General features: G+C 73.7%; 11 protein-coding genes. 2 read left to right on the forward strand and 9 right to left on the reverse strand.

The window, feature by feature from the left end:
* Positions 1 to 22: 22 nt before the first annotated feature.
* The 6 genes from B9W62_RS06600 to B9W62_RS06625 all read right to left on the reverse strand — a co-directional run bounded on the left by B9W62_RS06600 (position 23) and on the right by B9W62_RS06625 (position 6,674).
* Positions 23 to 613, reverse strand: coding sequence for a GNAT family N-acetyltransferase (locus B9W62_RS06600; RefSeq protein ID WP_087806092.1), 591 nt, complete (start codon positions 611 to 613; stop codon positions 23 to 25).
* A gap of 9 nt (positions 614 to 622) precedes the next feature.
* Complete coding sequence (locus B9W62_RS06605; protein ID WP_087811778.1) at positions 623 to 1,555, reverse strand: S66 peptidase family protein; 933 nt, start codon at positions 1,553 to 1,555, stop codon at positions 623 to 625.
* Between the two features lie 5 nt (positions 1,556 to 1,560).
* Entirely contained in the window at positions 1,561 to 3,516 is a 1,956-nt protein-coding gene (locus B9W62_RS06610; RefSeq protein ID WP_256976207.1) for a prolyl oligopeptidase family serine peptidase, read from the reverse strand.
* 54 nt (positions 3,517 to 3,570) lie between these two features.
* Positions 3,571 to 4,902: a M20/M25/M40 family metallo-hydrolase gene (locus tag B9W62_RS06615; RefSeq protein ID WP_087806096.1), complete on the reverse strand. Its 1,332-nt coding sequence runs from the start codon at positions 4,900 to 4,902 to the stop codon at positions 3,571 to 3,573.
* Positions 4,895 to 5,728, reverse strand: coding sequence for a M55 family metallopeptidase (locus B9W62_RS06620; RefSeq protein WP_087806098.1), 834 nt, complete (start codon positions 5,726 to 5,728; stop codon positions 4,895 to 4,897). The genes B9W62_RS06615 and B9W62_RS06620 overlap by 8 nt, the downstream gene beginning before the upstream one ends.
* Before the next feature lie 223 nt (positions 5,729 to 5,951).
* Complete coding sequence (locus tag B9W62_RS06625) at positions 5,952 to 6,674, reverse strand: class I SAM-dependent methyltransferase (RefSeq protein WP_087806100.1); 723 nt, start codon at positions 6,672 to 6,674, stop codon at positions 5,952 to 5,954.
* Positions 6,675 to 6,885: 211 nt separating this feature from the next.
* Between B9W62_RS06625 and B9W62_RS06630 the strand changes: the two genes are divergently transcribed.
* The gene (locus tag B9W62_RS06630) at positions 6,886 to 7,143 is read left to right on the forward strand and encodes a hypothetical protein (RefSeq protein WP_087806101.1); all 258 of its coding nucleotides are present in this window, start codon (positions 6,886 to 6,888) and stop codon (positions 7,141 to 7,143) included.
* A 51-nt stretch (positions 7,144 to 7,194) separates the two neighbouring features.
* Here B9W62_RS06630 and B9W62_RS06635 read toward each other — a convergent pair whose 3' ends face one another.
* The 3 genes from B9W62_RS06635 to B9W62_RS06645 all read right to left on the reverse strand — a co-directional run bounded on the left by B9W62_RS06635 (position 7,195) and on the right by B9W62_RS06645 (position 12,869).
* Positions 7,195 to 9,681 carry an ATP-binding SpoIIE family protein phosphatase gene (locus B9W62_RS06635; protein ID WP_179235376.1) on the reverse strand — a complete coding sequence of 829 codons (2,487 nt, stop codon included), beginning with the start codon at positions 9,679 to 9,681 and terminating at the stop codon, positions 7,195 to 7,197.
* A gap of 146 nt (positions 9,682 to 9,827) precedes the next feature.
* Positions 9,828 to 12,275 (reverse strand): MFS transporter, encoded by a 2,448-nt coding sequence (locus tag B9W62_RS06640; RefSeq protein WP_087806105.1) that lies wholly within the window; start codon positions 12,273 to 12,275, stop codon positions 9,828 to 9,830.
* A gap of 150 nt (positions 12,276 to 12,425) precedes the next feature.
* On the reverse strand, positions 12,426 to 12,869 hold the full coding sequence (locus tag B9W62_RS06645; RefSeq protein WP_087806107.1) for an SRPBCC family protein: 444 nt from the start codon (positions 12,867 to 12,869) through the stop codon (positions 12,426 to 12,428).
* Positions 12,870 to 13,029: 160 nt separating this feature from the next.
* Here B9W62_RS06645 and B9W62_RS06650 point away from each other — a divergent pair, with 160 nt between their 5' ends.
* Entirely contained in the window at positions 13,030 to 14,076 is a 1,047-nt protein-coding gene (locus B9W62_RS06650; RefSeq protein ID WP_087806109.1) for an Rv2578c family radical SAM protein, read from the forward strand.
* Positions 14,077 to 14,122 lie beyond the last annotated feature (46 nt).

A 14,122-nucleotide genomic window follows, 5' to 3' on the forward strand; every position in this document is an offset into this window, starting at 1 on the left:
GGCCGGGACGGGGCGACGTGTCTCACGTTTGCGTCACGGTCTCGGCGGTGATCGCCCACCGCTGGTGGTCGCGCCAGGCACCGTCGATGTAGAGCATCCTCGGCGAGAAGCCCTCCAGGTGGAATCCGCAGGCGCGGGCCAGCGCGATCGAGGCGGCGTTGCCCGGCTGGACGTTGATCTCCAGCCGGTGCAGCCGCATCGGCCCGAACGCGTGGCGCACCACCAGGCCGAGCCCTTCGCGCATCAGTCCGCGGCCCGCCGCGTGCGCGAAGGCGCCGTAGCCGAGCGCGCCGCTGCGGAAGCCGCCCTCGACGATGTTGTTGATGTTCACGAACCCGGCGATGGAGCCGCCGTCCGGTACCGGGCCGCGAGCCCCGTCCGCCGCCTCCGGGCCCTTCTCGCACACCAGGAAACCGGCCTTGGCGGGGTCCTCGATGAGCCGGCCCGCGTAGGCCTCGTACGCCTGGGCGCTGTCCGGCGGGAAGAGCCAGGGGTGGTGCAGGTCCTTGCTCTGACGGGCCCGTTCGGTGAACTCGGCACCGTCCGCGTAGGTGAAGTACCGGATGCCCACGCGCGGGCCCTCGGCGAGGTGGCGGGACGGGGTGTGCGGCATGGGGGCAGCCTACGACGGCCGGCGCAGTGCGGGCGCCTCCAGCGTCAAGGTGCCCGCGTCGGCGTCCAGTTCCGCCCGCACGCCGAACGGGACGGTCAGCGCCCCCTCGCAGTGTCCGAATCCGAAGTCCTCGACGACCGGCACGCCGAGCCCGCCGAGCCGGTCGGCCAGCAGGGGCCGCAGCCGCTCGTAGGGCCCGCACTCCTCCCACGAGCCGAGCAGCACGCCGCCGACGCCGTCGAGCCAGCCGGCGCGGAGCAACTGCGTGAGGTAGCGGTCGACGCGGTACGCCTCCTCCCCCACGTCCTCCAGGCACAGCAGCCCGCCGCGGGCGGAGGGCCGGGCGTGCGGCGTGCCCAGGTCGGCGGCGAGCAGGGCCAGGCAGCCGCCCAGGGTGACACCGCGGGCCCGGCCGGGCACCAACGGGGTGCCGCCCGAGCTGATCACCCGGACCGTCTCCGGCTCGAACAGGGTGGCCCGCAGGTGCTCCTGCGCCCGGGCGTTCTTGACGAAGTCGATCCCGGCCGCCATCGGCCCGTGCAGCGTGACCAGGCCGAGGCGGCCGGCGAACGCCTCGTGCAGTGCGGTGATGTCACTGAAGCCGACGAACACCTTGGGACCGGCCGCGCGCATCGCCTCCCAGTCGAGCAGGTCGGCCATGCGCTGGGCGCCGTACCCGCCGCGGGCGCACAGCACCGCGTCCACGGCCGGGTCGCACCAGGCGGCCTGGAGGTCGGCGGCCCGGTCGGCGTCGGTGCCCGCGAGGTAGTCGAAGGTGCCGTGCCGGTCCAGGACGTGGGGCGCCACGACCGGGTCGAGGTCCCAGCCGCGCAGCACGTCCAGGCCCGCCTGGAGCCGCTCCTCGGGCACCGGCCCGCTGGGCGCGACGACGGCCACCCGGGCGCCGGGGGCGAGCCGGGCCGGCCGGACCAGCTCCGCCACCCGGCTCACCGGGTCAGCTCCAGCGTGGGGACGCCGGGCGGGGTCAGCCCGAAGACCTGGGCGTAGAGGGACAGCTCGGCCTCCAGGGCGCGCACCATGGTCTCCGCGCGGCGGAATCCGTGTCCCTCGCCCTCGAAGGTGAGGTAGGCGTGCGGCACACCGCGGCCGGCCATGCGCTCGAGGAACCGCTCGCACTGCACGGGCGGGCAGATCACGTCGTCCAGGCCCTGGAGCAGCAGGAACGGGGCGGTGACGCTTCCGGCGTGCTCGGCGGGCGACCGCTCGGTGTAGCGGTCCGGGACCTCGGCGTACGGGCCGATCAGGCTCTCCAGGTACTGGGACTCGAAGTCGTGGGTCTCGCCGGTGCCCCAGCCGGTCAGGTCGAGGATGGGGTAGATGATCGTGCCGCAGGCGTAGACGTCGGTGCCGGCCAGCGACGCGGCGGACGTCCACCCGCCCGCGCTGCCGCCGCGCACGGCGAGCCGCTCCCGGTCGGCGGTGCCCTCCTCGGCGAGGGCGAGCGCGACGGCCGCGCAGTCCTCGACGTCGACGACGCCCCACTGTTCGCGCAGCCGGTTGCGGTACTCCCGGCCGTGGCCGCTGGAACCTCCGTAGTTGACCTCGGCGACGCCGATGCCGCGGGAGGTGAAGTAGGCGATCTCCAGGTCGAGGACGAGCGGGGACCGGCTGGTGGGACCGCCGTGCGCCCAGATGACGTAGGGCGGCAGCTCACCTTCCGGGGCGCGGCAGTCCGGGTGGTGCGGCGGGTAGAGGTGGGCGTGGATCTCGCGGCCGCCCGGGCCCGTGAAGGTGCGGACCCGCGGCCGCGGGTAGTACGCCGGGTCGACGGCGTCCTCGTGCGGGGCTCCGACCACCCGGGCGCGGCCGGTGCGGGCGTCCAGCTCCACCACCTCGTAGCCGCTGTGCGCGCCGGCGCCGACACCGGCGACCCGCTCGCCGTGCGCGGCGAGGGTGGGCGCGAACTCGGTCCAGGGGCCCGCGGCGTCGACGACGTCGCCGGTCTCGGGGTCGAGTATGCCGAGGACGGCGGCGCCCCGGCCGTGCAGGACCGCGACGAGGCCGCTGTCCAGGGGCGCGAACCAGCGCTGCCCGAGCTTCCACAGCGGCCCGCCGAACTCCTCCTCACGGGCGCACAGCGGCTGCCCGTCGCGGTAGAGGTTCCACCAGCCGGTGCGGTCGGAGGCGTACAGCAGGGTGCCGTCCGGGGCCCAGTCCGCCTGGGCGATGGACTCCTCGGGCCCGCCGGCGACGGTATGGGCGTCCTGGAAGGTGCCCTCGGTGCCGACGTCGGCGACGATCAGCTCGGTGCCGTCCCAGGGCATGCGCGGGTGGTCCCAGGCGAGCCAGGCGGCGCGGCGCCCGTCGGGCGAGAGGCGGGGTCCGGTGACGAAGCGGTGCCGTTCGGGGGCGAGTTCGCGCACCGCGCCCCGGTCGTCCGCCGCGGAGCCGTCCAGCGGCACGGCCACGAGGACGCGGCGGACGTCGGTGGGCCCCTCGCCGGTGAACTCCTCCAGGACGCACCACACCTCGCCGCGCTCGGGGCGCGGGTCCGGCTCGATCCAGCGCAGTCCGCCGCCCACCGGGGAGAGCGGCGTCAGGGGGCGCGGCTCGCCGTCGCCGGGCGTGAAGGCGTAAAGCCGCTGGTCGGCGAAGTTCACGAAGACCACCAGGGGACCGGCGTCGGTCGTGACCGCTCCCCACGGCCGGCCGCCGTACTCGATGACGCGGCTGCGCACGTTCCACGGTGCGGGCAGCACCGGTTCCTCGGTGCCGTCGGCGTGCCGCCGCACCAGGGTGCGCCGCCCGCCCTCGGTGGGCCGGGGCGCGGTCCACCACGTCTCGTCACCGACGAAGCCGACGTCGTCGGGCCGTCCGTCGTGCGCGGCGGCGAGGGCCGCGTCGACGGGAGAGGGCCACGATCCGTACGAAAGAGTCGGCACTGACTCCCCCACTTCTCCTCCAGGTGCTTGCTCGTCCGGGCGGTGCCCGGGTCTTTACGCCGTGCGCAGGAAGCGGTCCAGGACCCGGACTCCGAAGTGCAGTGCCTCGACCGGGACCCGTTCGTCCACGCCGTGGAAGAGGGCCTGGTAGTCGAAGCCCTCGGGCAGCTTCAGCGGCGCGAAGCCGTATCCGGTGATGCCGAGCCGGGAGAACTGCTTGGCGTCCGTGCCGCCGGACATGCAGTACGGCACGACGTGCCCCTCGGGCGCGAACTCCTCCACCGCCGCGCGCATCCGGGCGTACGTCGGCGCGTCCACCGGCGCCTGGAGGGCGACCTCGCGGTGGACGAACTCCCAGTCCACGTCCGGCCCGGTGAGCCGGTCCATGGTGCTGCGGAACTCGTCCTCGGCGCCGTACAGGAACCGCCCGTCGACGTGGGCGACGGCCTCTCCCGGGATGACGTTGACCTTGTACCCGGCGTCCAGCATGGTCGGGTTGCTGCTGTTGCGGACGGTGGATTCGACCAGCTTGCCCGCCTCGCCGAGCTTGTCCAACAGGGCGTCGACGTCGCTCAGGTCGGTCTCGATGCCGTAGACGGCGGCGATCTCGGTCAGCGCCGCGCGCACGGTCGGGGTCAGGCGCAGCGGCCACGCGTGGTCGCCGATGCGGGTGATGGCGGCGGCGAGCCGGGTGACCGCGTTCTCCCGGTTCACCTTCGAACCGTGCCCGGCCCGGCCGCGGGCGGTGAGCTTGAGCCAGCCCGTACCGCGCTCGCCGGCGGCGATGGGGTAGAACTGCCGCCCGGACCCGTCGTGGAAGGTGAACGCCCCGGACTCGCTGACGCCCTCGGTGCAGCCCTCGAACAGGGCGGCGTGCCGGTCGGCGAGGAATCCGGAGCCGTCCTCGGCGCTGGCCTCCTCGTCCGCGGTGAACGCGAGCACCACGTCCCGCCGGGGCCGCACGCCCCGCCGGGCCCAGTCGCGGACGACCGCGAGGATCATCGCGTCCATGTTCTTCATGTCGACCGCGCCGCGCCCCCAGACGACGCCGTCGCGGATCTCCCCGGAGAACGGGTGCACGCTCCAGTCGGCGGCCTCGGCGGGCACCACGTCGAGGTGACCGTGGACCAGCAGCGCGTCGGCCGACGGGTCGGTGCCCTCGATGCGGGCCACGACGTTGGTACGGCCCGGGGTGCGCTCCAGCAGCGTGGGTTCGATCCCGGCCTCGGCGAGCCGCGCGGCGGCGTACTCGGCGGCCGGCCGCTCCCGGCAGTCGCCGCCGCCCCGGTTGGTGGTGTCGATCCGGATCAGCTCGGAGGTGAACCGGACGACCTCGTCCAGCGCCTGCTCGCCGGTGTCCGGTCCGGTCCCCGTGTGCTCAGCCATACTGCTCCTCCACCGCGGCCGAGGCGATCGTGGTGACCGCCTTGAACGTCCGGATCGCCTCGAACATCGTGTCGTGGGTGTACGCGACCTTCCGCTCCCCGACCTGCGCCACACCGGGCACCACGGTCGCGGCCGCCGCCAGGTGCTCGGCGTCGAACTCCAGGGCGAGGGTGAAGGGACCGCCGCTCACGGGTTCGTGCCGCACCGCGAGCGCGGTGGCCTCCTTGGCGGCGGCGCGGATGTCGGCGGCGGTCCTGGCCGGGGTGCGGCACACGGCCGCGTACCGCGACACATGGTCCTTGACCGCGACCTTGCGCGCCTCGGGCGCGTACCCGAGCGCGTCCTCGCAGGCCACGTCGTCTCCGGTGAACAGCACCACGGGCACTCCGTATTCGGCGACCACGTGTGCGTTGAGCAGACCCTCACTGGCCCGTACGTCGTTCAGCCAGACGCCGGTGAGCTGGTTGGCGAGGTAGGTGTGCGCGAGGACGCCCTCCATGCCGGCGCCCGCGTGGTACCCGATGAACGCGATGCCGTCCACGTCGCCGTGCTGGACGCCCTCCACCATGGACAGCGCCTTGTGCCGCCCGGTGAGCATCTCCGTGCGCTCGTCGAGCCGCTCCAGGAGCAGGTTGCGCATGGTCCAGTGCGCCTCGTTGACCAGCACCTCGTCGGCGCCGCCGTCGAAGAAGCCCAGCACGGCCGCGTTCACGTCCGAGGTGAACATCGACCGGCACCGCTCCCACTGCGGCGTGCCCGGCAGCACGTCGGCCGGCCAGGTGACGCCGGTGGCACCTTCCATGTCGGCACTGATGAGGATCTTCATGGCTCGCACCGTACGCGCTGCCCGGCCACCTCTGCCAGGCCTGTGGATAACCACCGGTGGTCTGGACCACTAAAGGACTCCGTACGGCCTACCATCTGCGCTTTCCCGGGAGTGCGCCCATCAGCTCCACCGACCGTGCGGCACCAGGGCGCCGAGCACCGCCGCCGGCCCGGGGCGTCTCGCCCGGGGCGCGGGCCGGTGCTTCGAGTCCACCGCCCCGACGCTAGGCGACGCCCGCCACCACCCACGTCGACGGCAGTTCTACGCGCGTACCGTCCGAGGTGTACTCCGTGGTGACCAGGGGGAGTTCACCGCTCGCCAGGACGGTCAGTCCGGCCGCCCCGAGGTACTCCGGCACCGCCTCGTCGGGTACGGCGGCCGGGGTCAGGCCGTGGCGGAGGACGGGGGCTAGTTTGGCGGGCGGTCCCGCGGGCCCCTGGGCCAGGCCCGCCAGGACGGTCTTGGCCTCCTGGGAGGGCTCGACCAGGAAGGCGCGGCCGCGTTCGCCGAGGAGCGCGGCGAGGGCGTCGGCCAGGGGCTGCCGGTCGTCGGGCTCGCACTGGTGCAGGACGCCCCGGACGTATACGTTCGCGTCGCCCAGCTCCGTGTGCAGTGTCTCCGCCTCGGCCTTGTCGGCGGCGTCGAACTGCCGGTACGCGGCCAGTCCGGCCGGGTCGGCGCTGCGGGCGTGGCCGAGGGCGGCGGCGGAGAGGTCGGCGCCGACCACGTACGGGAAGCGTTCGGCGAAGTAGCGGGTCTGGGTGCCGTTGCCGCAGCCCAGGTCGATCAACGGCAGGGCGGGATCGGTCAGGTGCGGTTCGAAGTGGGCCAGGTGGCGACCGGCGGTCAGGGTGGGCTCCGCGTCCCAGAACACCGCCCCCCGGTCTCCGGAGGCCTCACTCCAGAAGCCCTCCCAGGCGTCCCGGTACCGACTCGTCACGCTCATGCCCGTCTCCCCAGGTGCGACGACGTACGGCCCGCCGGCGACGGCGGGTCCGTACGGTGTATCGCGCCCGGCGCACGGCCACAAGCGCCGGGCGCATTCCTTCACCGGCCGTTCGCGCCGGGCGGATTCGGTCCGCGGGCCGATCCGGTACATTGCGGCGGCGGCCGGGCGCGGGACGACGCGGGCGGCAACGGGAGCGAGGGGGTCCGCGGTGGGTGTCGGAAAGTACCGGGACATCGAGGTCGCGGACATGCCGCCGGCCGTCGCCGCCGTCCTCGGCGTGCTGCTCCTGGCCCTGTTCTGCGGTCTCATGTGGTACCTGACCAGGCTCGACCACACCAGGCTCAGGGATGCCCGTGCCCGTGCGCGGGCCGCGCGGGGCAGGAAGAGCCGACGTCGCCAGCGGGAGCTGCGTGCCCGGCGCGAGTCCCTTCAGCGCAGGGCGGCGCGCCGCCGCGACGCCGCCTAGGACGGCGGAGCGCCCGCCCGCGAGCACCCGCCTCGCGGCGGCGCCCCGGCGTCAGCGGTACCGGGCGGGCAGCGTCAGCTCGAACCACACCGTCTTGCCCGCGTTGGTGCGGCTGGCGCCCCAGGCGCGAGCGAGGGTGCTGACCACGCGCAGGCCGCGCCCGGTCTCGTCCTCGGGGCCCGCGCTCTTCAGCGCCGGCAGGTCGTGGTCGTCGTCGTCCACCTCGCACAGCAGCGTGTCGGCGCGCACCAGGCGCAGTTCGACGGGTCGGGCGTGGGAGTGCCGCACGGCGTTGGTGACGAGCTCGCTGACCATCAGCCCGGCGGGGCCGGCCAGCTTCGGCAGCCCCCAGTCGTGGAGTTGCTCGCGGACCGCCGCGCGGGCGCGGCCCACCTCGGCCGGGTCGCGGGAGAGGCTCCATTCGGCGACGGCGTCGGGCTCGATGCCGGTCAGCCGGGCCATCAGCAGGGCGACGTCGTCCTTGCGGCCGCCCCGGGTGCCCAGGGCGCGGATGATGGTGTCGCAGGCGTCGTCCATGGACGCGGCCGGGTGGGCGGCGGACTCGCAGAGGGTGGCGAGGCCGACGCCGATGTCCTCACCCCGCACCTCCACCAGACCGTCGGTGCACATCACCAGCCGGTCGCCGGGCGCCACCGGCACGCGCACCGACTCGAAGGGCACCCCGCCGACGCCGATCGGCGCTCCCGTCGGCAGGTCGATCAGCTCGCTGGCGCCGTCCTCGGCACGGACCAGGACCGGCGGGATGTGACCGGCGTTGGCGAGGTGCAGTTCGCCGGCGACCGGGTCGTACACGGCGTACAGGCAGGTCGCGAGGTGGGTGTCGCCGAGCCGCTGGGCGAGGTCGTCGAGGTTGCGCAGGAGCTGGGCGGGCGGCAGGTCGAGGCCGGCCATGGTCTGGACGGCGGTGCGCAACTGGCCCATCATCGCGGCCGAGCCCAGGCCGTGCCCCATGACGTCGCCGACGACGAGGGCGGTGCACGCGCCCGGCAGCCTGACCGCGTCGAACCAGTCGCCGCCGACCCGCCCGAGCAGCGTCCCCGGCAGGTAGCGGGTGGCGATGTCGCAGCCCGCCAGGCGCGCGGGAATGTGCGGGAGCATGCTGTCCTGGAGCGTCTCGGCGACGTTCTCCTGGTGGGTGTACATGCGCGCGTTGTCGAGGACGAGGCCCGCGCGGGCGGCGAGTTCGGCGCCGGTGACGCGGTCCATGTCGTTGAACACGGGCCGCTCCGGGTGCCGGAGCAGGATCATGAAGCCGAGGACGACCTGGCGTGCCTTGAGCGGCACCAGCAGCATCGAGCGGCCCGTGATGAGCGGCCGGATGTCCCGCTTCTCGAACTGGGAGGCGATGGCATGGCCCATCTCCTCCGTGATGCGCGGCACCAGGACCGGCTCACCACTGGTCATGCACTGGAAGAAGGGGGTGTGCGCCGGGAAGGGCATGGCCTCGCCGACCGGTACGACGTCGTCCCAGCGGCCGGGTTCGTCGGTGTGCTCGAGGGCGACCCGGTGCCACATGGTCGTCGTGTCGGGCACGCCGTCGGGGAAGCCCTCGCCCGCGACGACCTGTTCGCGCAGATAGGTGCCGGCGACGTCGGTGAAGCGGGGGACGACCGCCCGGCTGACCTCGACGATGGTCCGTGCCAGGTCCAGCGAGGTGCCGATCGCGCCGCTGACCTCGTTGAGGAACTCCAGGCGTTCGCGGACCGCCGCGTACTCCAGGTCCTCGGCCTCGTCCCGCAGTTCGTCCGGCACCGGTTCGCCCGCCGCCAGTGCCCGCGCGGCCCGCTCGCGGCGTGCCCGGCGCTCGGCCCGCCGGGGAACGCCCCAGTCGGGGGTGACGGGCACCCGGTCGTTCTGGCTGAACTCCAGGACGGGGTAGCCCAGTTCGAGGACCTGCGCGACGATGCGGGCGCTCTCGCCGACGCTCATGCTGGGCAGGATCTCGGGGAGGCGGCGGGCGAGTTCGTCGGCGCCGGGGAAGTCGGTGTGCAGGGCGAAGCCGGGCGCGATCCGCTCGACGACGGCCGGCCCCGCGCTCCCGTCGGCGTAGTCCCGGCGCAGCCCGTCCGCGTCGGCGGCCAGCACGAGCAGCCGCTCCGGTCCGGGACCCACCAGGGGGTAGGCCCACCAGAGCACGTCCACCCGGTCGTCGGCCGGCACGGTCAGCCGGGCGCGGCCCGCCGCGGGGTAGGAGAGCCGCCCGTCGAGGGAGGACTCCAGGCCGGGCCCGAGGCCGTCGTGGTCCGGGTACGGCGCGTGGGCCGGATCGTCGTCCTCCGCCGCGTCCCCGGGGAGCACGCCCGAGACGGGGAGCAGGTCGGCGGCGGGCCGCCCGATCGCCTCTTCCTTGGGCAGGGCGAACAACCGCCGTGCGCCCCGGCTCCAGTGGGAGACCAGTCCGTCGCGGTCCACCACGACGACGGCCAGCGGGACACGGCCCGTCACGGGGTCGGCCGGCACGGTGTCGGGTCCGGCACGGTGGCCGGGAGGTGCGTCCCGCTCGGTGCCATGGTCCATGGCGTCAGGCCCTCTCTGCCCACGGCTCCGCAAGATCTGTGTCGCCGTCACCACCGTACGGGGGTGGCCGGTGACCATGTGCGGCAACGGGGGAATTGGTGGCGCGCGAACACACCGGCGCGCGCCCGCGCGCCGGTGGGCGGGTCTCAGTCCTCGTGCCCGAGTTGCAGGTCGCGTTCGGTCCGGCCGCCACCGGCCACCTGGAGGACGGTCGCGACCGGCGGGTATCCGGCCGCGATGACGGTGTACTCGCCGGAGGACAGGTCCACGAACCGGAACGTGCCGTCGGGACCGGTGGTCAGGGTGTCCACCACGTTGCCCGCCGCGTCGAGGAGCGTGACGCGCGCGTCCTCCACGACCCGTCCGCCGCCGGCCCGGACCGTGCCGCGCAGCACGGCGCCGCCGGCCAGCTCGACGTCCTGCCGGGTCTCCCGGGCGGCCTGGACGCTGACCGGCAGCGCGGCGGGGCGGAAGGCGGGGGCGCTGGCGGCGAGGGTGTACTCGCCCGCGACCAGTTCCGTGATGACGTAGCCGCCCTCGCGGCCGCTGCGGGTGGTGGCGACGACCTCGCCGTGGACGTTGGTGAGGGTGACGGTCGCGTCGCGCACCGGGCTGCCGTCGGCGGTCATGACGCTGCCGGCCAGGCGTCCGGCGCCGCCGAGGACCACGTCCAGCTCCACCGGGCGTTCGCCGACGGTCACCGAGACCGCCTGCGGCTGGTGCCCGCCGGCCGCGGCGATCAGGACGTACGCCCCGGAACCGGGCGTGGCCAGCGCGTACCGTCCGTCGTCGCCGCTGGCGCCCCGGCCGATCTGCTGCCCCCCGACATCGATGAGGGTGAGTGCCGCGCGGGGCACGACGGTGCCGTCGGGGTGCTGCACCGTGCCGCAGACGGGGATGCCGCCGGCGTAGGGCGACCGGGCCGGTGGCACCTGGGCCGCCTGCGGTGCCTGCGGTACGTGCTGCGCGGTCTCCGGGTCCGTGACGGGGGCGTTGTGGGACACCAGGGGTTTCTCCTTGAGGAAGAGGGCGATGACGAGCCCGAGGACGAGCACCGGCACCAGGTAGAGGAAGATCCGCGGCATGGCGTCGGCGTACGCCCCGATGTAGGCGTCGCGCAGCGCCGGGGGCAGGGAGTGGACGAGCTGTGGGGTGATGGCCTCGGCGTCGGGGAGCCCGGCCCCCGCCTCGGCGGGGATCCGGTCGGCCAGGGCGTCGGTGAGCCGGCCGGCGAAGAGGGTGCCGAAGACGGCCGCGCCGACGCTCCCGCCGATCTGCCGGAAGTAGTTGTTGGCGCTGGTGGCGGTGCCCAGGTCGGTGGGGCGCACGGAGTTCTGCACGGCGAGGACCAGGACCGGCATCACCATGCCGATACCGGCTCCGAGGACGGCCATCCAGATGCTGTAGTGCAGCCGGGACGTGTCGGCGTCGAGGCGGGAGAGCAGCCACATGCCGAGGACGGACAGCGCGCTGCCGAGGATCGGGTGGCCGCGGTAGTGGCCGGTGCGGCTGATGAGCTGTCCGGAGAGGATCGAGGCGACGACGACACCGCCCATCATCGGCAGCATCAGCAGGCCGGACTCGGTGGCGCTGGCACCGTCGACCATTTGCAGGAAGGTCGGCAGGTAGCTGGCGGCGCCGAACAGGGCGACACCGACGACGAGTCCGACCAGGGCGGTGACGTTGAAGATGGAGTCCCGGAACAGGCGCAGCGGGATCAGCGGTTCGGGCGCGAAGTGCTCGGCGACCAGGAAGAGCAGGGTGGCCGCGACCGCACCGGCGGCGAGGCCCAGAATGACCTTCGAGCCCCACGCGTACTCGGTGCCGCCCCAACTGGTGAGCAGGACCAGGCAGGTGGAGGCGGCGGCGAGCAGCAGGGCGCCGAGGATGTCCAGGCGGGGCTTGACCCGCGGCCGGGGCAGCTTGAGGACGACGGCGACGACGGCCATGGTGACCAGGCCGAAGGGCACGTTGATGTAGAAGCACCAGCGCCAGGAGAGGTGGTCGGTGAAGTAGCCGCCGAGCAGCGGGCCCGCGACGGAGGCGAGTCCGAAGGCGGCGCCGATCAGGCCCATGTACCGGCCGCGTTCGCGGGGCGGCACGATGTCCGCGATGATCGCCTGCACGCCGATCATCAGGCCGCCGGCGCCGACGCCCTGCACCGCGCGGAAGGCGATCAGCTGGTCCATGGTCTGCGCGCGTCCGGCGAGCGCGGAGCCGACGACGAAGACCAGGATGGCGAACTGGAAGACGCCCTTGCGGCCGAAGAGGTCGCCGAGCTTGCCGTAGATGGGCAGACCGACGGTCGAGGTGAGCAGGTACGCGGTGATCGCCCAGGACATCTTGTCCAAGCCGTGCAGCTCACCGACGATCTTCGGCAGCGCCGTCGCGACGATCATCTGCTCCAGGGCGGCGAGCAGCAGGGCCAGCATCAGCCCGACGAAGACCAGCCGCACCCGGCGCGGGCTCAGCCCGGCCGTCTGCTCCCCGTCCGGCCCGGCACCGGGCGCCTGCGGGGGCACCCGGTCCGCGACGACCGGTTCGTCCTGTGCGGAATCCCTTACCGGGTCCTGCACCAGAGTGATCCCGCCCACGTACCGCTCCCCTCGTCACACTTGCTCACATTTGCCGCCTGAGGCGACAACTGCGAACAAGTGCGACGAGTTACGGACGTACGGCGGGTTCGCGCGGAGATCACTCGAACCGGTGAGGCGGCCAACGGCCGCCCTGCGGCTGCGCTTTGGCTACTTCTCGACCTCGGCGGCGAGCTTGGCGAGCAGCGCGTCGTAGATCCGGGCGAGGCCCTTGGGGGCGAAGGTCTTCTCGAAGAAGCCGCCGACGCCGCCCGCGCCCTGCCAGGTGGTGACCACGACGACCCGGGACTTGCCCTCGCCCGCCGGGGTGACCCGCCAGGTGGTGACCATGGAGGAGTTGCGGTCCTTCTCGACCAGTTCTCCGTCGGCCGGCTCGGTGACCTCCAGCAGGCAGTCGCGGACGCGCTTGCTGGTGGCCTGGAGCTTCCAGTGCACGAGGGTGCCCTCGCCGTCGCCGCCCTCCCGGACCTCGTACTCGCTGAAGTGCTCGGGCAGCAGCTTCTCGCGGGTGCCGCTGTAGTCGGCGAGGGTGTCGAACACCGTCTCCGCGTCCGCTGCGACGATCCGCTCCGTCGTCGCCTCGACCTGCGCCATCGGGTTCCTCCAGGGCCTGGTTCTCGGGTTCGGGGCAAGCCAACCACCCCGCCGCCCGGCCACCAAATCGGGGGGCGCGAAGCCGCCCCGCGCGACACGCCCGCACGATCAAGGGAACAAGTGTTCTATTGTGTCGAACAGTGCTACCGAGGAGGCCTCAATGCGCTGGGAGAACCTCACGGACTCCGACCACGCCCGGGCGGCGGACACCGCGCTGTTCGGCGCGGACGCCGTCACCACCCGCACCTTCGACTCGCCCGAGTTCCGCGGCGTCACCTTCCACGAGGTGCGGGCCCGCTCGATCCTGAACCGGGTGCCGGGGGCCTCGCGCATGCCGTTCGAGTGGACGGTGAACCCCTACCGGGGCTGCACGCACGCGTGCGTGTACTGCTTCGCCCGCAAGACGCACAGCTACCTCGACCTCGACACCGGGCTCGGCTTCGACTCCCAGATCGTGGTCAAGGTGAACGCGCCCGAGCTGCTGCGCCGCCAGCTGGCCTCGCGCCGCTGGCAGGGCGAGCACGTGGCGATGGGCACCAACGTCGACTGCTACCAGCGCGCGGAGGGCCGCTACCGGCTGATGCCGGGCATCATCGAGGCCCTCACCGAGCGGGCGAACCCCTTCTCGATCCTCACCAAGGGCACGCTGATCCTGCGCGACCTGGACCTGCTGACCCGGGCGGCCCGGGTGACGGACGTGGGGATATCGGTCTCGGTCGGTTTCACCGACGCGGAGCTGTGGCGCACCGTGGAGCCGGGCACCCCAGCACCGGAGCGGCGGCTGGAGGTGGTCAGGGCCCTCGGCGAACGCGGCATCGGCTGCGGGGTGCTGATGGCCCCGGTCATCCCCTTCCTCGGCGACGAGCCGGCCCAGCTGAGGGCCACCGTGCGGGCCGTCGCCGCCGCCGGCGCCACCTCGGTGACACCGCTGGTGCTGCACCTGCGTCCGGGTGCCCGCGAGTGGTTCATGGACTGGCTCGGCCGGCACCACCCGCACCTGGTCCGCCGCTACGAGCGGCTGTACGCGGACGGTGCCTACGCCCCGAAGTGGTACCAGCGCCGGATCACGCGCCAGGTGCACGACCTGGCCCGCGAGTACGGCATCGGACCCGCGCGCGCGGGGATGCCCCGGCGGATCGCGGAGCCGGCGCCCTCGCGGCCGGCCGGACCCGCGACCACCGAGCCGGTGCAGCTGTCGCTCCTCTGAGCGCCTTCGGGACACGAGTCCCGGTCGGGGAAGTCCGAGCGGGCGC

The organism is Streptomyces sp. CS113 (genome assembly GCF_002188365.1).
GTDB lineage: Bacteria > Actinomycetota > Actinomycetes > Streptomycetales > Streptomycetaceae > Streptomyces > Streptomyces tendae.

Coding starts and splice junctions, on each gene's coding strand:
- B9W62_RS06600 (WP_087806092.1), bottom strand. CDS start 613: ATGCCGCACACCCCGTCCCGCCACCTCGCCGAGGGCCCGCGCGTGGGC.
- B9W62_RS06620 (WP_087806098.1), bottom strand. CDS start 5,728: ATGAAGATCCTCATCAGTGCCGACATGGAAGGTGCCACCGGCGTCACC.
- B9W62_RS06645 (WP_087806107.1), bottom strand. CDS start 12,869: ATGGCGCAGGTCGAGGCGACGACGGAGCGGATCGTCGCAGCGGACGCG.
- B9W62_RS06615 (WP_087806096.1), bottom strand. CDS start 4,902: ATGGCTGAGCACACGGGGACCGGACCGGACACCGGCGAGCAGGCGCTG.
- B9W62_RS06635 (WP_179235376.1), bottom strand. CDS start 9,681: ATGGACCATGGCACCGAGCGGGACGCACCTCCCGGCCACCGTGCCGGA.
- B9W62_RS06625 (WP_087806100.1), bottom strand. CDS start 6,674: ATGAGCGTGACGAGTCGGTACCGGGACGCCTGGGAGGGCTTCTGGAGT.
- B9W62_RS06650 (WP_087806109.1), top strand. CDS start 13,030: ATGCGCTGGGAGAACCTCACGGACTCCGACCACGCCCGGGCGGCGGAC.